Origin of the sequence: Marinobacter shengliensis (assembly GCF_003007715.1) — a bacterium.
GTDB lineage: Bacteria > Pseudomonadota > Gammaproteobacteria > Pseudomonadales > Oleiphilaceae > Marinobacter > Marinobacter shengliensis.
Genome location: NZ_PXNO01000007.1, coordinates 148,451 through 168,054, shown reverse-complemented (window position 1 = coordinate 168,054; position 19,604 = coordinate 148,451). Strand labels below are relative to the sequence as shown.

Below are 19,604 nucleotides of genomic sequence, written 5' to 3'. Positions count from 1 at the left end.
CAGGCCTTCGACCTCCGTCGATCCCGGCGTCCTATCGGCTGGTTCTGGCCATATCCTTGGCCCTGACAGTGCACACCTTGCTACTGGCCGGACTTCCCTCACCCCTGAGGGAAGCCCGGGAGTTCAGTCATCGCCTGGTGTTTACCCTCCAGTCCCCGGCCTCCGAAACCAGCACCGCATCCAGCCCCAACGCCGCTGAACCACAACTCCCGAGGCATCCGGATTTTACCGTTGAGGCCCCTGAGCAAATAACGACCGACTCAGCAAACCGACCCGTTGCCGAGCCTGGCTCGACCCAAACCGCACAGCCCAGCCCAGAGCCAGCAGCCAGAACCGAATCCAGCCGACCCCGCTCACAACAGCAACCTGCCAGCCCTGAATCGGCGGCCTCCACACCGTCAACCTCAACCACCACAGATGAGCCGGAAGAAATTCAGCGGATAGCCCTGTCGCCGTCAGAGCAGGACCCATACCTGATTCTGCTGGCCACCCATCTGGCAGAACAATTGGAGCGGCAGCGGGTGCCTGCGATTGCGGGCCTGCAGGAGACACTCACCATGGAACTGGAGCTCAGGCTTCTCGACAATGGCGCCCTCACCCGGGCACGGGTTGTGGCGTCGACAGGCGTTCAGGGGATTGATGATGCAGCGTATCGTGCAGCGCTCGCTGCCAGCCCCTATCCGGAGCCAAAAGGAGAAGAGCGGGACCGCTTCGAGGTAAAGCTGGTGTTCACCCCGAAGCGCCGCTAAAAAACTCAGGCTTCGGCTTGCTTGACCGCGTCTTTAACCGCCTTGGCCAGCTCACCGCTCTCGGACATTTCCAGAACGATGTCACAACCGCCCACCAGCTCACCACCAATGTAGAGCTGCGGGTAAGTCGGCCAGCTTGAATAAACTTTGAGGGCTTCGCGCAGCTCCTGATTGTCCAGAATGTTCACGAACGCAAACCGCTCACCGCACGCCATCAGAGCCTGAACGGTACGGGCGGAGAAACCGCACTGTGGTGCCTGCGGAGTGCCCTTCATGTAAAGAATGACCGGGTTCTCTTCGAGCTGGCTCTTGATGGTTTCATTGATATCCATGAACTCATACCTCTGGTTGAAATCAGGTTTACCGTTACACGGCACTTAACCGCTATTGTACACGGCGGGTCGATTAGCCACCAAACCGATGTGTTTGACCCAGAGCAACCACCCCACCCCCGGCGTTGTTTTACGGGTTGTGAAGGGCTAGACTTGATGCCCTTTTCAGATGCAAACCGTACAGCAGTTTCCTTGAAACAGGGGCCTTTCATGGCGGCAAGACATTTTCTGACCCTGAACGACATGACAACTAGTGAGCTGGAACAGCTCCTTGATCATGCGTCCAGGCTTCGTAAAGAGTGGCATGCGGGTAAAACCCGGGATTCCCTGAAAAACCGGGTATTGGCGATGATCTTTGAAAAGTCGTCCACCCGCACACGGGTTTCCTTTGAAGCGGGCATGACCCAGCTCGGTGGCACCGCCATGTTCCTGTCACCCCGGGACACCCAGCTTGGCCGGGGCGAGCCCATCGAGGACTCTGCCATCGTGATATCCAGCATGGTGGATGCGGTGATGATCCGGACCTTTGCCCACGAAACCGTTGAGCGCTTTGCCTCGGCTTCCAGCAAGCCGGTGATCAACGCCTTGACCGACGAATTCCACCCGTGCCAACTGCTGGCGGATATGCAAACCTATCGTGAACATCGCGGCAGCATCCGCGGAGCTACCGTTGCCTGGATTGGTGATGGCAACAATATGTGCCACTCCTACATCAACGCGGCGGCCCAGTTCGATTTTCATCTGAACGTGGCTTGCCCGGAAGGGTATGAACCAGACAGCAACCTGCTGAAAGCCCACAGTGATCGCGTAACCGTGGTGCGCACACCGGAAGACGCTGCAAAGGGTGCCAACCTGTTGGTCACCGATGTCTGGGCCTCCATGGGCCAGGAAGACGAGCAAAAGGCCCGAGAGAGAGCCTTTCAGGACTACCAGATCAACCCGGCACTGATGTCTGTGGCCGCCAAGGATGCCCTGTTCATGCACTGCCTGCCTGCCCACCGTGGCGAGGAGATTTCCGCCGACATGATGGAACACCCGGGTTCAGTGGTGTGGCATGAAGCGGAAAACCGCCTGCACGCCCAGAAGGCCCTACTCGAGTTCCTCATTCTCAATCGCCTGGACTGATCCATGCCTGAATCTTTGCTGCCACCGGCCGACTGGCTGCTGGAAGTCAACAACCTGTCCTGCGGCTATGGCGGCGACTCTGTCGTTAAAGACGTCAGCTTCGCCCTGAGCCACGGCGACATCGGGTGCCTGCTCGGCCCCAGTGGCTGTGGCAAAAGCACCATTCTCAGAGCCCTGGCCGGTTTCTTGCCTTTAAACAGCGGGGAAATCCAGCTCCAGTCCCAGGCCATCAGCCTTCCCGGGCGCACCCTGGCTCCCGAAAAGCGGCGTATCGGCATGGTGTTTCAGGATTACGCGTTGTTCCCGCACCTGACCATCGCCGATAACGTCGGGTTTGGCCTGAGGAACATGAACAAGGCCGAACGCCGCCAGAAAGTTATCGAACTGCTCAACCTGGTTCACCTACAGGACCTGGCAAACAACTACCCCCATGAGCTATCCGGCGGCCAGCAACAGCGGGTTGCCCTGGCCAGGGCATTGGCGCCAGAGCCAACGCTTATTCTGCTCGATGAGCCGTTCTCGAACCTGGATACCGACCTTCGTCGCCGGCTGAGCCTGGATGTACGGGATATCCTGAAAACACTCGGCATCAGCGCTATCCTGGTCACCCATGACCAACAGGAAGCGTTTGCCATGTGCGATCAGGTGGCGGTACTCAAAGACGGCACCCTGCAGCAATGGGACGTACCCTACAACCTGTATCACGAACCCGCCAACCGCTTCGTAGCCAGCTTTGTTGGCCAGGGCGGCTTCATTCCCGGTACCGCCCTGGGGCCGGACACCATTGAATCCGAACTGGGCGTTATCCACGGCAACCGGGCCTATAAATGGAAGCCGGGCACGTTACTGGACGTTCTGATTCGCCCGGACGACATCGTCTACGATGAGCACTCCGACCTGAAACCCAAAGTGGTGGAGAAAACCTTCGCAGGCACTTCAACCCTGTATCGGTTCCGGTGCTCAGAAGATACCGAATTCGAGGCCCTGTTCCGAAGCCACCTGGACTTCCACATGGGCGAACACGTGCCGGTGCGTGTCGAAGCCGATCACCTGATTGCCTTCGAACGCACCAGTTGAGAGTGCGGGTCAGTTGTTGCAGACCCGCTCGACTGCATCCAGCCAGCCTGCATACAGCGATTCCCGAAGCGCCGGCTTCATATCCGGCCGGAATTGCCGCTCGCACTCCCACATATCGGAAATCTGCTCCAGGCTTTCGAACACCCCGGTCTGTAGTCCTGCCAGATACGCCGCGCCCAGGGCGGTTGTTTCTGTTACCTTTGGCCGATCAACGGTCACGTTCAGAATGTCACAGAGAAACTGCATTACCCAGTCGTTTACCGCCATGCCGCCATCTACCCGGATCGACTCCAGGCGCGCGCCATCGTTGCGAATGGCCCTCACCAGGTCCTTGGTCTGGTAACACACCGACTGCAGTCCAGCGGTGACAATCTCAGCAATACCGGTATCACGAGTAAGTCCCAAGATAGCGCCCCTGGCATTCGGGTCCCAGTGGGGAGCCCCCAACCCGGTGAACGCCGGCACCAGATAAACCGGGTTATCCACACCCACCGTTTCGGCATGGCCTGCCGACTCGCTGGCATGGGTAATCAGGCGCAAACCGTCCCTGAGCCATTGCATGGCGGCGCCAGCAACAAAAATACTGCCTTCGATGGCATAGCATGGTTTACCGTTTAGCCGGTAAGCCATGGTGGTCAGTAACCGGTTTTCCGAACGCAGGGCTTGGTCACCGGTATTAAGCATTAAAAAACAGCCCGTTCCGTAGGTACTCTTGGCCATACCAGGCTCAAAACAGGCCTGGCCGATCAGCGCGGCATGCTGATCACCGGCAATGCCCGCCACCTTGACCGGTGCCCCAAGCCAATCCGCGTGGGTATCGCCATATTCATCGGCACAGTCGAGCACTTCTGGCAACAACGCTTTGGGCACCCGAAAAAGCGCCAGCAGGTCATCGTCCCAGTCCTGGTTATGGATATTGAACAGGGCCGTTCGTGATGCGTTGGTGGCATCGGTGTAATGGGACTGACCATTGGTCAGGTTCCACAACAACCAGGTATCGACGGTACCAAACGCCAGCTCACCGGCTTCAGCTCGCTTGCGGGCACCCTCCACATTGTCCAGCAGCCAGGCAACCTTGGTGGCAGAAAAATAGGGATCAATCAGCAGGCCCGTGCGTTCAACCACCAGGGCCTCATGGCCATCCGACTTGAGCTTGGTGCACAACGAAGCGGTACGGCGATCCTGCCAGACAATGGCATGGTGGATCGGCTCGCCGGTCTCACGGTCCCATACAACCGTCGTTTCCCGTTGATTGGTAATCCCGATGCCGGCCAGGTCAGACGCCTGGACACCGGCTTTTTCCAAAGCCTCGCGACACACCGCCAGGGTGCTGTCCCATATCTCCACGGCGTCATGTTCAACCCAGCCGTCTCGGGGAAAATACTGGTGAAACTCCTGTTGGGCGACCGCCACCTGCGTACCCCTGGCATCGAAAACGATGGCCCGGGAGCTGGTGGTACCCTGATCAATGGCAAGCAAATAGCGGGACATTCAGATCTCCTTTTTTCAGGAGAGTCTACCAGCCCGAGAACATTCCGAGTGTGAATAACCACCATTGGCGGGAAATTTTGCATAAAAAAAGGGCCGGATAAATCCGGCCCTCAAATGACGAATGAAACAAGGAAAGTTCGTAAGAACTACAACCTCAAAAGTCATCCCTTACGCTGTCTATTCTTACTCCGGGAGCCGCCGTATTCAGTAGTTATTCTGTAGAGCTTTGTTACATCAGGTGAGGTCGTGAGCACTGGCTCACAAAATGGCATCATCCGGCTTACGCCTTGGCCAGACCAGGCTGAATCGCGCGCCTCCAAGCTCGTCACTGCGCCCGACAAATGCCTGGCCGCCATGCCAGTAAAGAATGCGCCGTACGATAGACAACCCCAGGCCATAGCCACCCGAGGTCCTGGTGCGGCTGTCATCCAGCCGGGCAAAGGCGGTGAACACCTTCTCCCAGTCCTGCTCGGGGATCCCCGGGCCGTCGTCTTCCACGTCAACCCGGCAGTTGTCCTCGTCAAGATGGCAGTTCACCAGCACCCGGCCAGCAGCATACCGGCCTGCATTACCCACCAGATTCTGGATAGCCCGGTGGATGTACCTGGGCTCCACATCCGACAGGGCCCAACGCTCGGATTCCTCATCTATACGACACTCAATCCGGATCTCCGGGCGGATCATCTGTTGTTCAGAAACCACTTGCCGAACAAGGTCGGTTACCGAGTCCTCACGCAAGCTGAACACCGGCCCACCCTGCTCCAGGCGGGCGTAGGTCAGTATTTCATCAATCAGCTCATCGAGTTCCTGGATATCACCATCGATACCGTCCAGTTGCTTCTCGAGAACTTCCGGGCTGCTTCCGGATTCGATCATCTGGACACCAAAGCGAATTCGGGCTACCGGGGTGCGCAATTCGTGGGAAACGGCGTGGATCATTTCCCGCTGAACCTGAACCAGCCGCTGTATGTGCTCCGCCATACTGTTAAACGAACAGGCAAGCCGCGACACCAGTGTGCCATCCTCAGACTCCACCCGGGCGCCCATTTCGCCACGGCCAATACGCACCGCCACAGATTCCACCTTCCTGAGATGGCCATCGACAAACCTCATGGCCAGGAACAGTGCGGCCGCCAGCACCGAGCCCACCACGATGCCAAGCAGGACAATCATTGGCCAGGCCCAGGGATTGAACGGTGACGGCATGCGAACAACAACCAGATCACCTTCCTCAAGGCGCAGCAGCACCTGGGTGTTTCGGGTGCCCTGCTCATTGAAAACCACCAGCCCCGTGTTGGCGATGTCTTCAATAACGTCCTGATTGGGCAGCGCCTGCAGGTCCTGTACCGGTTCAACACGCACGCCCAGGGCCTCCGCCAGTTGCGCGGCAACATCGGCCCGCTGCTCAGGGCTCACCGTTTCCAGATGCCATCGAACCACCAGGGCAACTGCCTGGGCCATTTCCCGGTATGGTTGCTCAAGGCGCAGGCTGACGAGGCCACCCTCGAAAGAGCGAACCAGATAACGAAACCCAACATCGGTACGTTGCGCCACCACCTGCCCATACCCCAGCCGCTCGATGGCCACTTTGTCCAGGTCGAACTGCTCCGGCGGGCCAGAGCGCAGATCGAACAGGGACGGCATCCAGTGATACTGCCTTGTGGGCGCGGGCGTCGCCGCCAGCCAGCGCATCAAGGGGTCCGCGAAACGTTCATGCCAGAATTGATGACGAACGGAGTTGATACCGTTGAACAGAAGAACACACAGCAGAATCACCAGCGCGGTGACACCGGCCAGGCGAGCATAGACTGTCAGGAAAAATTTCAGGGACATTGGGCCTACCCTGGTAACACGGCCTGCCCACCAGGGAGGGCAGGCCGCGGAATAACGGTCAGGCTTCCTTTACGAACAGGTAGCCTTTACTGCGCACCGTTTTTATTCGACGAGGGTGAATGGGATCATCTCCGATTTTCGGCCTGATACGGGACACCCGAACATCAATGGAGCGGTCCTGGCCGTCGTATTCGATACCACGCAAGGCGGTAAAGATCTCTTCACGGCTGAGCACCCGACCGGCATTACTGGCCAGCAACCAAAGCAGGTCAAATTCTGCGCTGGTCAGGTCAATGCTTTCTTCACTGAGCCAGGCCTCCCGCATGGAGCGATCAACCACCAGGTCGTTGAACTGCAAGCGCACAGGCTCCTCACCACCGTCTTCCGGATTACCGGCAGGGGCGGTTTCCATCCGCCGGAGCATGGCCCGAATTCGGGCCAACAGAACCCTTGGCTGCACCGGCTTGCCGATGTAATCATCAGCCCCCATTTCCAGACCAAGCACCTGATCCAGGTCGTCGGTTCTGGCAGTGAGCATGATGATGGGGCCAGAATAGAAGGGCCTGACTCGACGGCAGATCGACAGGCCGTCTTCGCCCGGCAACATGAGATCCAGCACAACAAGATCTGGCTGCTCATTACGGATTCGTTCAACTGCGGCTCCACCGTGAGTTTCCAGGGAGACTGTCAGCCCGTTGTTTTCGAGGTACTCGCGCGTAAGGTCCGCAAGCCGTTCATCGTCCTCTACGATCAGGATTCGCCAACTCTCGTTTGTCTGTTCCACGCCATCCATCTCTGTTTTTTTATTCCGGTTTTTGGGGTCGTCCACCCGACAATACAGGCAACGTACCGTTACAGCAATTATACATGCTATTCAGAAATATACATGGAACGGTCATAGGGTTACAGCCTGTGACACAAATCCGGCTGGTGGCAGATCCCGGCCATTGTCATACAGACGTCACCGGCAGTTCACCTCACTGTCACAGGAGCTTCATAGCCTTGGCTTGTGATTGAAACAAGAGGCCAAGGCCATGACAGCACAAATCGCCCGTTCCCAGCCGCGCCGTGGGCGCCAGCTGAAAACCACCCTGACACGGTGCCCACAACTCATCGAAACCGCCCAGCGACTGCGTTACAGGGTTTTCTCCGAGGAGTATGGCAGTGATCTGGGCGCCACCACGCCGGGTATAGATGCCGATGCCTACGACGCCCTTTGCGACCACCTGATCGTTACCGATGCCGGCACCGGTGAAGTGGTTGCAACCACTCGCATCCTGCACCAGAGCGACGTGCCTTCGGTTGGCGGCTTCTATTCATCAGGCGAGTTCGATCTGAGCAACCTGGGTAAATTGCCGGGCACCCTTGCGGAACTGGGCAGGACCTGCGTTCATCCCGATTACCGCAATGGCGGCACCATCACCCTTTTGTGGGCAGCCCTGGCAGAATATCTGGATAGCCGGAACGTGGACTATCTGATTGGCTGCGCCAGTATCAGCATGGCCGATGGCGGCATGAAAGCCTGGCGGATAGCACGGCACCTGCAGAATGAATACCTTGCCGCGCCTGCATTCCGGGTAACCCCACTCCGGGCCCTGCCACACCTGACCCGCGCCGAACACGAACACAGCGATGACGTGCCAGCCCTGATTCGCGCCTACATGCGCCTTGGCGCAAGGGTCTGTGGAGAACCCTGCTGGGACCCGGACTTCCGCTGCGCGGACCTGCTGGTGGTTCTGGAAGTCAGCAAACTGACCGCCAGGTATAGCCGGCATTTCATGGGGCGCACTGCCTGAAGGCAAAGGAGCAGCAGATGGGGTGGATACGATTACTAATCCGGCTTACCGGGTTCCTGGTGTTTCTGGCAGGCACCTGCGCCCTGGCCATCACCCTGAAACTGGTCGACCTGTTCCGGCGACAACCTGTCGACCGTTCACCCTGGGCCGCTTTCTGCTTCCGTCGGGCCTGCCAGTGCCTCGGGTTCCGTATCCGGGTGCACGGCCAGCCCACGGAAGCCCACGCACTCTACGTTGCCAACCACATCAGCTGGTCTGACATTCCCATATTGGGGTGCATAACGCCGTTGAGGTTCCTGTCCAAGGCTGAGGTGGGCAACTGGCCAATTATCGGCTGGCTCGCAAGGCAAGCCGGCACCTTGTTCATCCAGCGCGGAAGCGGCCAGGCCAGGCGAATAAAATCGGAGATCAGCCGATGCCTGAATACCGGCGAGTCTGTCCTGGTGTTTCCGGAAGGCACCACCAGCTCGGGACTGGCAGTGCTGCCGATCCACGGTTTTTTGCTGGCCGCCGCCCGCGACGCCAACACACCTATCCAGCCAATAACCATCGGTTACCGCAGAGCACATCGTCCGGATCCGATCGCCCCGTTCATCGGTGACGACAGTTTCCATACCCACCTGATCCGGCTGCTCAGGCAACCGCCGACCCAGGTGGATGTGGTGATTCACCCGGCCATAGACCCGGCCCGCTCGGAATCGAGTAACGCCCTGACCGCTTTAATCCATCAGCAGATCAGTGCCGGTTTGAAGCATATTCACGCAGGCGAATTCGAGGCCACGCCCACCGGCCTCAGAACAGCGGGCGCCCCTGGGCTACCTCGTCTTCCGTAGCCTCTCTGCGACCGACGATCTCCAGGTCAAAATACAGGGTAAAGCCAGCCAGCGGATGGTTGGCATCTACCTTCACCAGGTTGCCATCGATGGACACCACCTGCACCACCTGGGCCTGGTCGCCGGAGTTGGTCTGGAACTTCATACCAACCTGCAGGTTCTCCACACCTTCAAAAAGCGAGCGGGGCACCTTGCGGACCAGGTCTTCGCGGTAGTCTCCGTAGGCCATTTCAGGGGGGATAGTGACTTCGAGACAATCGCCCACCCGGCGGTCTTTCACCGCTTCCTGGATGCCCGCTATGATTTCCGGGGTGCCGTACAGGAAATGCAGTGGCTCACTGCCTTCCGAGGTATCCACCAGCTCACCTATACGGTTCTTGAGCACGTAATGGACAGTGAATACTTCGGGCTTTAGTTGCGGCTTATCGGCTTGCATCAGCTTGTTTTGTTTCCTGTTTCTTTACGGGTTCGAGTTTTTGCAGGCCATGGATTACCAGCTTCCGGTCCAGCTTTTCCCGGAATCCTGACGGCTTTTTCAAACCCATTCGATCAAGCAGGGCGTCATAGCGCCCTTCTTCGTCGTCCGCCTTAAGGGCCTGCCAGATGGTCGCCAGTTTACCACGGGGAGTAGCCGTTGCGGCTTTCAGCCCCTTAAGGGCTTTCCCTAACTTCAATTCCTCGTCGGTGAAATCCTTGCCAAACGGGAAGGCCGGGAACCAGTCGCCTTCCCCCCCGGCCTTCAGGGCCCGGGCGACTTTCTCAGGGGTATTCTGGCGCCAGTGTGCTGGAAGTTTGAAGTCCGCTTTTACCTTGCCCGCTTTCTTGGCCTGCGCCAGCAATGACTCCTGGAATCGGGAGTCGGCAATCCGGATCAGCCTGAGGAACACTTGTTCATCGGACTGCCCACGAAGGTCCGCGATGCCGTATTCGGTAATCACGATGTCCCTCAGGTGTCTTGGGATGGTGCAGTGGGCATAGTTGAATACAATGTTCGAGACGGCCTTACCACCGGAGACCCGCGTGGCCCTCAGGGCCAGGATGGAGCGAGCCCCCGGCAACTCATGGGCCATGGCCACAAAGTTGTACTGGCCGCCAACACCACTCACCACACGGCCATCCGCCAGCCCGTCCGACACCGCCGAACCGTTGAGGGTGTACATCATCGCCGAATTGATAAACCGTCCATGGACCCGCTGTGCCACCTTGAGCTTCTGATCACCAAAGCGATGGTCATACAGGTGGTTGATAAAATTAACGCTGGTCATGCAGATCTTGTCGCGCTGGTCGTCTGAAAGCTCTCTCAGGGCCTGATAGAACTTCTCCGGGCCAACGTAGAAACCACCGTGCATGGCAATCCCACCAGCCAGCCTGTCACCCAGCGCCAATGCCTCGAGCGCCTTGCGGGTGTCGGCATTGGATAGATCTGCCTCAACCGACACCTCCTCATTGAGTCGTATCCTTCCGCCCTTGAACTCAACATGGTCGCGCAGCACCCCGTGCCGGACCAGCCAGTTCACATCCCGCGCCCGCAATGGTGAGGCAATCAGGCCTGCGTTGTGCAAAACGTCCAGGGCCTCCAGGCTCGGGGTCTCGGTCAGTTCACCCCGGTTGATCAGGTTCTGCAATTCCGGATGATTGTAGACTTCGCGCTTGAGAATACCTTCCTGAAGCAGGTAGACAAAACCGTCCACCATCATTTCGCTGCACCCATACAGTCCCTGTTCAAAAGGTTCTGTACCACCATACTCCTGCACCACCGGAAACTGATCCTGCACCTGCAGGTGGTCGAACACGGCTTTCCAGGCGTCATTATGTTTGTGTCTGATGATGGCGCTGTGCACCAGGGCGGCGCCAAGAGACCCGATCCCCACCTGCAGGGTGCCGCCATCCTTCAGCAAGCTGCTAGCGTAAAACCCGATCAGGTGGTCCGCAGGGCTCACCGCCATCTGGGGCGCGGAGAATAACGGATAGTCGGAGGCCCGGTGAGACAGGATCACGTCAAACTGGCTGGCTTCAACCTCGGCGTGATGCCCGAACCACGGCAGGTGGTGATTGAGCTCTGCCACCATGGCCACCGGAGTGCCAGCGGCTTCCCGTTCCCGAAGCAGCGGCAGGATGTCCAGGGTCAAATCCGGATTACAACTGAAGCTTAGGTGTCCTGGCTGACCATGATCTTCACCAGGCGACATCAACTGGCCCAACACATTGACCCCCTGCGCCATCAGGTCCCGGACGGCGTGGGTATAGTTGGTGCAAACGTAGTGGCGCTGTTGGCTCTGATTGTTGAGATAACTGCCGGCCTTGAAGAAGAATTCCGAGACAGTCACGTTGTCTGGCAACCGGTTCCGATTGACGTCTCGCGCGTAGTCCAACTCAGGAATGTTGCCATAAAGGCGCTTGGTAAAAGGCCCCAGAAAACGCTTTTCCAGCGACGATGCGCCCTCGGGAGCCAGCAACGACAACGCAGTGACTATATGCAGCTGGATTTCCGGATCATCCTTGGCGCGCTGGTAAAGGGCATTCGCAAAGCGAACTGGCTTACCAAGACCGAGAGGCAACCCCAGCGTAATGCGCTTGCCTACCCGTTCGATTACCCGGTCCACGCACGCATTCGCGTCGTCGTAATAGACTCCGTTCTGTTCTGCCATCACCAGCTCTCCACTGTTTGAGAATCGCAACGGGGTCGATGATCACACGACAGAATGAAGCTGACAATGCGTCAGGTCATGAGATTGGCTGATTGGTGGGAGTAACGTGGCAAGATACGGGTAAAACAGGGGCCTTGAAGGTGGTTCAGAAGCGCCAGCGCAGGTTAAGGGCCGCACCCTCGTTCAACAGACCAATGCCATGATCAGGCTGCGCGGGGTCAGATGCGTATACCTTCTGCTGCGCGCGGCGGCTCAATCCGATACTCAACAAACGCGAACCAATAGCCGCAAAGGCATCCATGTGGTCGTCTTCATAGTCTCCAGACATCCATTCCTGAAGCTCGTAGATTTCCTCGGCCGATACCATGTCATCACGCTCAGCCATCATACGATCGGCCAGAATAGGCTCAGCGGCTTCGGCGCGCACTACGAACGCGACGAAGTTGAGGGCCAGCAGGGCGATAAAAAGACGAATGATCATGATGACAACAAGCACCCGGAAAAATGATTTCGGAACATTAACGCTTCAGTACCAAAGTCTAATGATTGTCCCTGAAAATGGTGTGACTTTGCACACAAATGCGCCAGTAGCTCGACGCAAACTGGTCACTTTTTTGTCAACAAATGATCACTTATATTGCAATCTGTAACCGCCCTGCCCCTAGAAACCGGAAACAGGGCAACCTCACCGTAGGCTACCCCACTCAGGGACAGGGGTAGGTAAACTCATCATGAATAGCCTCCACCGCCGCCACCAGGTCGGGGCTTAGCCGGATATCTGCAGACCCGACATTTTCCTTCAACTGGTCCATGGTGGTTGCACCGATAATGTTACTGGTCACAAACTCGCGGCTATTCACCCAGGCCAGCGCCAACTGCGCCGGGGTAAGCCCATGGTGATGGGCCAGCTCCACGTAGGCACGGGTTGCATCAGCAGCCCGCTCCCCGGTGTATCGGCTGAAGCGTTCGTAAAGCGTCAAGCGGGCCTTTTCTGGCCATTTTCCGCCCAGATACTTACCTGTCAGCATACCGAACGCAAGGGGTGAATAGGCCAACAAGCCGGTGCTTTCCCGGTGGGCAAACTCCGCCAGGCCCAGCTCGAAAGACCGATTCAGGAGGCTGTAGGGGTTCTGGATGGAAGCCACCCTGGGCCACTGTTTCTCGCGAGCGAGGCGCAGATATTCCATGGTCCCCCACGGCGTTTCATTGGACAGGCCAACGTGGCGCACCTTGCCCTCTTTGACCAGCTCATCGAGGGCGCCCAGAGTTTCCTCGATGGGGGTTGAGGTTTCGTCCGGGTTACGCTGATACCCCAGCTTGCCGAAGAAATTTGCACTGCGGTCTGGCCAGTGCACCTGGTAAAGGTCGATGTAATCGGTTTGCAGGCGCGCCAGACTGCTCTCACAGGCTTCGCGAATATGCTCCCGGGTCAGTCTCGGGCCGCCGCGCAGATAACTCAAACCATTGCCCGGTCCGGCCACCTTGGTGGCAATCACCAGATCCTCCCGGCGCCCTCTTCGGGCAAGCCAGTTGCCCAGATAGGTCTCGGTCAGGCCCTGAGTTTCCGCCCGTGGCGGCACCGGGTACATCTCGGCCACGTCGATGAAGTTGATACCCGCCCCGATGGCGTATTCCAGTTGTTCAAACGCTTCCTGCTCGGTGTTCTGCTCCCCCCAGGTCATGGTTCCCAGGCAGATCAGACTGACATCGATGTCGGTTTGTCCAAGTTTTCGCGTTTGCATGAGATCTCCTCGTGCACATAGAAGACGTAAAGGGAATGTCACAAAGTTGTCGCATGGCTGTCATGCCGGATTTCCATAGTAGAAGCATGACAGCGACATATTCAGGACGCACCGTGACCAACCCCAAGCTGACTGACCGGCGCCCGCAACACATTACCATTGTTTCGGAGACGTTTCCGCCGGAAATCAACGGCGTGGCCAACACCTTGAAGCACCTGTGCCAGGGGTTGATGCAACGGGGGCACAAGATCACGGTGGTGAGGCCAAAGCAGGCCCATGAGCAGAAAGGGTTGTTTGAAAGCACCGGTGACGGCCTCTTTACCCGTGAGCTGGTGGTCACCGGCCTGCCCCTGCCCGGATACAGCGATCTGCAGTTTGGCGTGTCGCGCCCGGCCACCCTGAAAAAACTCTGGCAAAGCCAACGACCAGACGCCATCTACGTTGCCACCCAGGGACCGCTGGGCGTAGCGGCGGTATCCGCCGCCCGAAATCTTGGCATCCCGGTGTCGTCCGGCTTTCACACCAATTTCCATAGCTACTCCCGTTACTACGGTGCCGGCGGTCTGGAACGATTACTCTGCGCCTATGGCCGCTGGTTCCACAACCGGACCGCCATCACTCTGGTACCAACCCGAAAAATGCAAGCGGTTACGCAAGCCATGGGCATCCACCCGACTGGCCTGTGGAGCCGCGGCGTGGACTGCCATCGCTTCACTCCCCACAAGCGTGACCACGACCTGCGCGCCCGCTGGGGGCTGACCAACAGTGACCGGGCAGTACTCTACGTGGGCCGACTGGCCGCCGAGAAGAACCTGCGCATGGCGGTCGCCTGTTTTGAACGGATCCGGGGCCTCCATCCCAATGCCCGCTTCATTCTTGTGGGAGACGGCCCAATGCGCAAACAACTGGCGGAACGCCACCCGGAATACATTTTCTGCGGCACCCAGCGCGGAGAGGATCTGGCCAGGCACTATGCTTCGGGCGACCTGTTCCTGTTTCCCAGCAAAACCGACACCTTTGGCAACGTGGTCCTTGAAGCCATGGCCAGCGGGCTCGGAGTGGTCGCCTTTGACGACGCGGCGGCCGCTGAACACCTTCGCCACGAAGAAAATGGTCTGAAAGCAGAGCTGTCGGAGGACGAAGCCTTTATCAACCACGCACTGCGACTGGCTGACCAACCCACCCTTCTGAGCCGGGTTCGCGCCCAGGCCCGCCTGGATGCGCTGGATCTGAGCTGGAACAGCCAGATTGAACAATTTGAACACCTGGTACTCAACCAACCGGCACAGGCCCGATACCATGGCATCAACAAACAAGGCATCTCGCTTCTTTGACCTGGCAGACCAGCGCGAGTATGCGCTGTGCCAGGCCATCAACCGTGCAGTCAGGTTCCGGCCTGTACTGAGCTATTTCCGGGTCGTCAGCCGACTTGGCGACGGCTGGTTCTGGTATGCACTGATCCTCGCCCTGCCGCTGCTGGCTCCGGAACAGGGGTTGGGGCTGGCGGTGCTGATGGCCTTTACCGGACTCAACTGCACCCTCACCTACAAAGGCCTGAAACACAAACTTATCCGGGAGCGCCCGTTTATCTCGTTTCCGGCCATCAATTGCGGCACACCACCGCTGGATCGATACAGCTTCCCTTCCGGGCACACCCTGCATGCAGCTTGTTTCCAGGCCATGCTGTTCGTCGCCATGCCAGTGGCCGCCTGGTATGTTCTGCCCTTCACCCTATCGGTAGCCGCCTCCCGGGTGGTTCTGGGCCTGCACTACCCGAGCGATGTTGCCGCGGGGGCTGTCATCGGCGCAGGCATGGGCTGGGTGTCAGTACTGATGTTCGGAGCGACCTTCGCCACGCTTTAGTGTCCCTGAGAATCTGGTCTAAACTGGTTCCGAAGCCTTATTGCCGGAGCCCGTCATGAAGCACGGAAAACCCTTCATCATTGCCGTGGCCACCGCAGCAGCACTGGTGTTACTCTGGCCTGAACCGGCCGACACACCGCCAGGGCAGGTCGACGACGGTGCCCCCAATGATCCCCTTTCACACGCCCCTGCCGACACGCCAGTACCGATCGATCTGACCCCCGAGCAACAGGCATTGCTGGAAGACCCCAGAGTCATTCAGTTCGCCCAACGACTCGATTTCGAGGAAGAGCTGCAACGCTTTTTCCAGGAAGCAGCCGAACTGGACGCCCAGCAACGACAGGACCGGGCCGACCAACTGGAACAGCAGCTGGCCCGCTACGAGCAGGAAACCCAGGTCAGCGCGCCAGAAGCGCTCATGGTGAGGCTCGCCCTGCTACAGCTGCTGGAGCAGGACGAAGCGGCCGCCAAGGCGGCGGCCACAGAACTGATCGAACGCTATCAGGCCCGGTCTGAGGCGCGCCTTGAGGCCTGGCGATTGGCCCCCAAACCCGAGTTTGATCGCTACAAGGTCCGGGAGAAAGCGATTGTTGAAGAGGTCATGGCCCTGGACCGAATACCCGGAGGGCTGACCCGAGACCAGTATCTGCGTCAACGCCTGTTAGAAGCGCGGATCGAGACCATGGGCCAGCCCGAACCAGACCCTTAGAGCAACTGGTCCAGCGACCAGTAGAGCAGATTGAACGGTTTGTTGTAATCCGCCACCGTGTCGGTCTCTGAAGCCTGCATAACCGAACCGCTGCCGTTCATCACGTTGTTCACGAAGTGGTCCAGTTCCAGGCCCAGTTCCTGAATATCCGAATTGGCGAACTCGATGATTGAGGTGCAGTGGCTTTCATTCACATCCCGGAACATGGGCAGGTAGTAACCGAAGTTATCCAGCCCGGCCAGGGTATTTTTCAGGCGTTCGGTATCCTGCGCCCATTTCTGGTGAAGCAGGGCCTCCTTGGTAGCCTGATCCGGCGCCTGTTCGATGTCATCGAAGAAACGTTCGTAGGAATAGGATGAGTAGTTCAGATCGCGCCAGAAATGAGTATGCCCCATGCGATCCTGAGGTAATGCACTGGCCAGGGCGGGATACAGCGACCCCAGGTCATTCAGGTTTAATCCGGGCAAACCAGACTTCAGATAGGCCAGAGGCCCATTGTCCTGATCCAGCCCCCACACCTGCCGGATCAAACCCTGCAGCAAGACCGAGGGGTACTGTTGTGGATCTGCCCCTACCGGTGCACTGAATGCCGGCCCGGAGTCGTTGATCAGAAAACTGCGGGTGGGCGCCATGTCCCGGCGGGCCGGATAATAGTTTGTCAAGCCACCGATGCCACCTGCGCTGCAGCCAGTTGTCAGCATCTGCCCGGGCCGCTGGAGATTGTCTTTCAACCAGGAAATCACCGCCCGGCTATTACGCAGCCCGTTGTGGTGCCAGACCAATGGTTCAGCCTCACCCTCCGGGTCCTGGTACACCGCTACCCGGTCACCGGAGTAGATGTCGCCAGTGCAGTAAGGCACGTAGACCATATTCCAGTTCTGGGTTTTCACCCGGCTCCAGGGGTGCAGGCGCACTACAAACGGGCTGACCAGGCTTGCGCCGGGGTTCAACAACGACAGGTAGTCGTCCGGTATGCCATCGGGGTTCCGGGCACCACGAATGCCAGTCTGACCGCTGCAACTTTCATAGTCCCAGCAGGCACCGCCGCCTTCAAAATAAACCACCGTATTGGAGGTGTTGGGCACCCGGTTTACAAAGAACTTGTATTCGGAACCGTTGCCACATACCGCCCCGGTTTCCGGAGCCAGTGGAACCGTCTGCCACTGGTAGTAGGCACCGGGCGAAAAGCCGTCGTTGTACCCGGGCGGATTTGCCAGCAGGGGGTATTCTCCCTGGCGTTGGTCAGAGGTAACCGGATTATCCGCTCCGGGAGGCGCAACCAGATTGCCGAGGGTTCGCCAGAACCCGTAGTCGCCAAGTTCCGCAGCGGCGGGGGCGGCAAAGGCTAATAATAACAACCCGGCCAGCGCGCTATGGCGACACCGGGACCACCTGTCAGGCTTGTTCATATTTTGCTCTCCTGCACTTGTTATTTTAATGGGCGGGCTTGGCCCGCAACGATTACAGCAGGAAATCGTCAACCTAAAACTAGATATGACACAATGTCACGTCAAAGAGAGCGCAAGACCGATTTACACTAAAAAAGGCGGGGATATAGCCACTTGGGAAAAGATCAGTCGAACAGCCTCAGCTGGGTAACCGGTGCCTCCTCGTTGCGAAAACGCACACCCACCCCCAACAAACGGACCGGGCGATCGGCCCGGGTAACCAGTTCATCCAGCAGGGGCTGGTAATCGGCAACCTCGGGTTCGGCCACCGACTCCCGTACCCGCTCCAGGGTATGGGTTGAAAAATCACTGTAGCGGATTTTCACAAACAGCTTGTGGATGGGTTTCTGCCGCCCCTTCCTGGCGAGTCTCAGATTGAGATCCGCCACCAGGGCGGGCATCACGGTTTCACAGGCGGTCTTGTCCGGCAGATCCTGGGAAAACGTCCGCTCCACGCTGACCGATTTCGCCACCCGCGAAACGATTACCGGCCGCTCATCCCGGCCTGCGGCCATTTCAAACAACCGGTAGCCCTGCTTGCCGAATTTCTCAATCAGGGTGTCCACCCCCAGCAACTGCATGTCACCGCAGGTTTTCACGCCCATGGAATGCAGCTTTGCGGCCGTCACCTGGCCCACACCAAACAGTTTTTCCACCGGCAGGGATTCGACAAATTCCGGCACCTGCTCCGGCGTGATCACAAACAGGCCGTCGGGCTTGCGCCAGTCACTGGCAATCTTGGCCAGAAACTTGTTCGGGGCCACGCCGGCGGAGATGGTAATCCCCACTTCCTGCCGGACCCGCTCTCGCAAATGCCGGGCCATCAGGGTGGCGCTGCCCCGGTGTTCGGTTATGTCAGACACATCCAGAAAAGCTTCATCCAGTGAGAGAGGCTCAACCAGATCGGTCATTTCCCGGAGAATGGCCATGACTTGCTGAGACGCCGCCCGGTATCGCGCCATATCCGGTGGCACGGTCACCAGCCCCGGGCACAGCCTGCGGGCTTCACTGCCGGGCATGGCCGAGCGCACACCAAAGGCCCTTGCCCGGTAGTTGCAAGTCGTCACCACGCCCCGGCCCTCGGCGCCGCCAACCGCCAGAGGCACGTCCCTCAGCGTTGGGTCGTCGCGCATCTCGACCGCCGCATAGAAGCAGTCGCAATCCACATGAATGATCTTGCGCTGGGGCATGGTCCGTGGGCTCGCGTAAACAATCTGTACATTTATACAGCCTTGTATCTTAAGCTAACATGCAGAGAATGTCAGGAACCCTAACATCAAACCGGAACGTCATCTGCGAGGCCCCATGACCAACCCCATACCCGAGTCTGACCGCACTGAGATCGAAGCCGCTGCTTTCAGGCGCCTGGTGGAGCATTTACGCCAGAATACCGACGTGCAGAACATTGACCTGATGAACTTGGCGGGGTTCTGCCGCAACTGCCTGTCCAAATGGTACCGGGCAGAAGCACAGGAAAGGGGCTTTGAGCTGTCCGATCCGGACGCCCGGGAAGAAATCTACGGCATGCCCTATGAGCAGTGGAAAGAAAAATATCAGATTGGTCCGAAGCAGGATCACAAATAATGAACATCAATGAGACAGTGCGCATCCACCTGGCTTCCCTCGACGCGGGCCACGCCAATTTTGATGACACCCTGGCGCTGATCGACCAGCATTTCGAGTTTCAGCCCACGGGCTTCAACAATGGCCCGCTGAGAAACGATGCCGGTGAAAATGCCGGTTCCTGCCGGGTGTTCGCACTGGGCCAGTACTGCAACCTGAGCGAGGCGGATACCCTGAACCTGTTTGCCCAACACTATCAGCAGGTGCTGGGCGACCCAACCGGCGACAGCCATGGCAACATCCGCCAGTTCATCAGCACAGGCTGGTCTGGCATCCGGTTTGATCAGCAGCCACTGCGAGCCCGCAACGAACCCAACCAGTAAGCCACCAGGGAA

The 19,604-nt window shown here is 58.4% G+C and carries 20 protein-coding genes; 10 read left to right on the top strand and 10 right to left on the bottom strand.

Annotated elements, in window-relative coordinates:
- Positions 1-56: 56 nt before the first annotated feature.
- The gene (locus tag C7H10_RS02010; protein ID WP_167392864.1) at positions 57-749 is read left to right on the top strand and encodes a TonB family protein; all 693 of its coding nucleotides are present in this window, start codon (positions 57-59) and stop codon (positions 747-749) included.
- A 5-nt stretch (positions 750-754) separates the two neighbouring features.
- On the opposite strand, the gene grxD is transcribed toward C7H10_RS02010, so the two are convergent.
- Positions 755-1,081: a Grx4 family monothiol glutaredoxin gene (grxD, locus tag C7H10_RS02005; protein ID WP_061332302.1), complete on the bottom strand. Its 327-nt coding sequence runs from the start codon at positions 1,079-1,081 to the stop codon at positions 755-757.
- Positions 1,082-1,291: 210 nt separating this feature from the next.
- Here grxD and argF point away from each other — a divergent pair, with 210 nt between their 5' ends.
- Together argF and C7H10_RS01995 are read left to right on the top strand one after the other, a co-directional pair.
- Positions 1,292-2,206 (top strand): ornithine carbamoyltransferase, encoded by a 915-nt coding sequence (gene argF / locus C7H10_RS02000; RefSeq protein ID WP_106693490.1) that lies wholly within the window; start codon positions 1,292-1,294, stop codon positions 2,204-2,206.
- A gap of 3 nt (positions 2,207-2,209) precedes the next feature.
- Entirely contained in the window at positions 2,210-3,283 is a 1,074-nt protein-coding gene (locus C7H10_RS01995; protein WP_106693489.1) for an ABC transporter ATP-binding protein, read from the top strand.
- Between the two features lie 9 nt (positions 3,284-3,292).
- Here C7H10_RS01995 and glpK read toward each other — a convergent pair whose 3' ends face one another.
- The 3 genes from glpK to C7H10_RS01980 all read right to left on the bottom strand — a co-directional run bounded on the left by glpK (position 3,293) and on the right by C7H10_RS01980 (position 7,400).
- A complete protein-coding gene (glpK, locus tag C7H10_RS01990) occupies positions 3,293-4,774 on the bottom strand; it encodes a glycerol kinase GlpK (RefSeq protein WP_061332305.1) in 1,482 nt (493 codons plus the stop codon).
- A gap of 258 nt (positions 4,775-5,032) precedes the next feature.
- Positions 5,033-6,607 carry an ATP-binding protein gene (locus C7H10_RS01985; RefSeq protein WP_106693487.1) on the bottom strand — a complete coding sequence of 525 codons (1,575 nt, stop codon included), beginning with the start codon at positions 6,605-6,607 and terminating at the stop codon, positions 5,033-5,035.
- A 58-nt stretch (positions 6,608-6,665) separates the two neighbouring features.
- A complete protein-coding gene (locus tag C7H10_RS01980) occupies positions 6,666-7,400 on the bottom strand; it encodes a response regulator (RefSeq protein WP_106693485.1) in 735 nt (244 codons plus the stop codon).
- A gap of 241 nt (positions 7,401-7,641) precedes the next feature.
- Between C7H10_RS01980 and C7H10_RS01975 the strand changes: the two genes are divergently transcribed.
- Together C7H10_RS01975 and C7H10_RS01970 are read left to right on the top strand one after the other, a co-directional pair.
- Positions 7,642-8,403: a GNAT family N-acetyltransferase gene (locus C7H10_RS01975; protein ID WP_061332336.1), complete on the top strand. Its 762-nt coding sequence runs from the start codon at positions 7,642-7,644 to the stop codon at positions 8,401-8,403.
- Between the two features lie 17 nt (positions 8,404-8,420).
- Positions 8,421-9,236 carry a lysophospholipid acyltransferase family protein gene (locus tag C7H10_RS01970; protein WP_061332307.1) on the top strand — a complete coding sequence of 272 codons (816 nt, stop codon included), beginning with the start codon at positions 8,421-8,423 and terminating at the stop codon, positions 9,234-9,236.
- Here the strand turns inward: C7H10_RS01970 and C7H10_RS01965 are convergent.
- From C7H10_RS01965 to C7H10_RS01950, 4 genes are all read right to left on the bottom strand, one after another.
- Complete coding sequence (locus C7H10_RS01965) at positions 9,196-9,672, bottom strand: FKBP-type peptidyl-prolyl cis-trans isomerase (protein ID WP_058091769.1); 477 nt, start codon at positions 9,670-9,672, stop codon at positions 9,196-9,198. The two genes, C7H10_RS01970 and C7H10_RS01965, sit on opposite strands and share 41 nt — an antisense overlap.
- A complete protein-coding gene (locus C7H10_RS01960; RefSeq protein ID WP_106693483.1) occupies positions 9,659-11,884 on the bottom strand; it encodes an acetyl-CoA hydrolase/transferase C-terminal domain-containing protein in 2,226 nt (741 codons plus the stop codon). The genes C7H10_RS01965 and C7H10_RS01960 overlap by 14 nt, the downstream gene beginning before the upstream one ends.
- 145 nt (positions 11,885-12,029) lie before the next feature.
- On the bottom strand, positions 12,030-12,365 hold the full coding sequence (locus C7H10_RS01955; RefSeq protein WP_106693480.1) for a hypothetical protein: 336 nt from the start codon (positions 12,363-12,365) through the stop codon (positions 12,030-12,032).
- Positions 12,366-12,588: 223 nt separating this feature from the next.
- Positions 12,589-13,626: an NADP(H)-dependent aldo-keto reductase gene (locus C7H10_RS01950; RefSeq protein WP_106693479.1), complete on the bottom strand. Its 1,038-nt coding sequence runs from the start codon at positions 13,624-13,626 to the stop codon at positions 12,589-12,591.
- 86 nt (positions 13,627-13,712) lie between these two features.
- Here C7H10_RS01950 and C7H10_RS01945 point away from each other — a divergent pair, with 86 nt between their 5' ends.
- From C7H10_RS01945 to C7H10_RS01935, 3 genes are read left to right on the top strand one after another with little or no spacing between them, the layout of a single operon-like run.
- Positions 13,713-14,960, top strand: coding sequence for a glycosyltransferase family 4 protein (locus tag C7H10_RS01945; RefSeq protein WP_061332311.1), 1,248 nt, complete (start codon positions 13,713-13,715; stop codon positions 14,958-14,960).
- Complete coding sequence (locus C7H10_RS01940) at positions 14,926-15,489, top strand: phosphatase PAP2 family protein (protein WP_106693477.1); 564 nt, start codon at positions 14,926-14,928, stop codon at positions 15,487-15,489. Before C7H10_RS01945 ends, C7H10_RS01940 begins: the two co-directional genes overlap by 35 nt.
- 55 nt (positions 15,490-15,544) lie before the next feature.
- Complete coding sequence (locus C7H10_RS01935; protein ID WP_106693475.1) at positions 15,545-16,198, top strand: hypothetical protein; 654 nt, start codon at positions 15,545-15,547, stop codon at positions 16,196-16,198.
- Here the strand turns inward: C7H10_RS01935 and C7H10_RS01930 are convergent.
- Together C7H10_RS01930 and dinB are read right to left on the bottom strand one after the other, a co-directional pair.
- Complete coding sequence (locus C7H10_RS01930) at positions 16,195-17,607, bottom strand: pectin acetylesterase-family hydrolase (RefSeq protein WP_061332314.1); 1,413 nt, start codon at positions 17,605-17,607, stop codon at positions 16,195-16,197. The two genes, C7H10_RS01935 and C7H10_RS01930, sit on opposite strands and share 4 nt — an antisense overlap.
- A 164-nt stretch (positions 17,608-17,771) precedes the next feature.
- The gene (gene dinB, locus C7H10_RS01925; RefSeq protein WP_106693472.1) at positions 17,772-18,836 is read right to left on the bottom strand and encodes a DNA polymerase IV; all 1,065 of its coding nucleotides are present in this window, start codon (positions 18,834-18,836) and stop codon (positions 17,772-17,774) included.
- Positions 18,837-18,951: 115 nt separating this feature from the next.
- Between dinB and C7H10_RS01920 the strand changes: the two genes are divergently transcribed.
- Positions 18,952-19,230, top strand: a complete 279-nt coding sequence (locus tag C7H10_RS01920) for a DUF1244 domain-containing protein (protein WP_058091762.1) — start codon at positions 18,952-18,954, stop codon at positions 19,228-19,230.
- Complete coding sequence (locus C7H10_RS01915) at positions 19,230-19,592, top strand: HopJ type III effector protein (RefSeq protein WP_072677923.1); 363 nt, start codon at positions 19,230-19,232, stop codon at positions 19,590-19,592. The genes C7H10_RS01920 and C7H10_RS01915 overlap by 1 nt, the downstream gene beginning before the upstream one ends.
- The last annotated feature ends 12 nt before the right edge of the window (positions 19,593-19,604 follow it).

Excerpts from the sequence above, each read along its gene's own strand:
- C7H10_RS01960 (WP_106693483.1), bottom strand. The coding sequence starts at position 11,884 with ATGGCAGAACAGAACGGAGTCTATTACGACGACGCGAATGCGTGCGTG.
- argF (WP_106693490.1), top strand. The coding sequence starts at position 1,292 with ATGGCGGCAAGACATTTTCTGACCCTGAACGACATGACAACTAGTGAG.
- C7H10_RS01940 (WP_106693477.1), top strand. The coding sequence starts at position 14,926 with ATGGCATCAACAAACAAGGCATCTCGCTTCTTTGACCTGGCAGACCAG.
- C7H10_RS01965 (WP_058091769.1), bottom strand. The coding sequence starts at position 9,672 with ATGCAAGCCGATAAGCCGCAACTAAAGCCCGAAGTATTCACTGTCCAT.
- grxD (WP_061332302.1), bottom strand. The coding sequence starts at position 1,081 with ATGGATATCAATGAAACCATCAAGAGCCAGCTCGAAGAGAACCCGGTC.
- C7H10_RS01955 (WP_106693480.1), bottom strand. The coding sequence starts at position 12,365 with ATGATCATTCGTCTTTTTATCGCCCTGCTGGCCCTCAACTTCGTCGCG.
- C7H10_RS01935 (WP_106693475.1), top strand. The coding sequence starts at position 15,545 with ATGAAGCACGGAAAACCCTTCATCATTGCCGTGGCCACCGCAGCAGCA.
- C7H10_RS01930 (WP_061332314.1), bottom strand. The coding sequence starts at position 17,607 with ATGAACAAGCCTGACAGGTGGTCCCGGTGTCGCCATAGCGCGCTGGCC.
- C7H10_RS01945 (WP_061332311.1), top strand. The coding sequence starts at position 13,713 with ATGACAGCGACATATTCAGGACGCACCGTGACCAACCCCAAGCTGACT.
- C7H10_RS01950 (WP_106693479.1), bottom strand. The coding sequence starts at position 13,626 with ATGCAAACGCGAAAACTTGGACAAACCGACATCGATGTCAGTCTGATC.
- C7H10_RS01995 (WP_106693489.1), top strand. The coding sequence starts at position 2,210 with ATGCCTGAATCTTTGCTGCCACCGGCCGACTGGCTGCTGGAAGTCAAC.
- C7H10_RS01985 (WP_106693487.1), bottom strand. The coding sequence starts at position 6,607 with ATGTCCCTGAAATTTTTCCTGACAGTCTATGCTCGCCTGGCCGGTGTC.
- glpK (WP_061332305.1), bottom strand. The coding sequence starts at position 4,774 with ATGTCCCGCTATTTGCTTGCCATTGATCAGGGTACCACCAGCTCCCGG.
- C7H10_RS01980 (WP_106693485.1), bottom strand. The coding sequence starts at position 7,400 with ATGGATGGCGTGGAACAGACAAACGAGAGTTGGCGAATCCTGATCGTA.
- C7H10_RS01970 (WP_061332307.1), top strand. The coding sequence starts at position 8,421 with ATGGGGTGGATACGATTACTAATCCGGCTTACCGGGTTCCTGGTGTTT.
- C7H10_RS01915 (WP_072677923.1), top strand. The coding sequence starts at position 19,230 with ATGAACATCAATGAGACAGTGCGCATCCACCTGGCTTCCCTCGACGCG.
- C7H10_RS01975 (WP_061332336.1), top strand. The coding sequence starts at position 7,642 with ATGACAGCACAAATCGCCCGTTCCCAGCCGCGCCGTGGGCGCCAGCTG.
- C7H10_RS01920 (WP_058091762.1), top strand. The coding sequence starts at position 18,952 with ATGACCAACCCCATACCCGAGTCTGACCGCACTGAGATCGAAGCCGCT.
- dinB (WP_106693472.1), bottom strand. The coding sequence starts at position 18,836 with ATGCCCCAGCGCAAGATCATTCATGTGGATTGCGACTGCTTCTATGCG.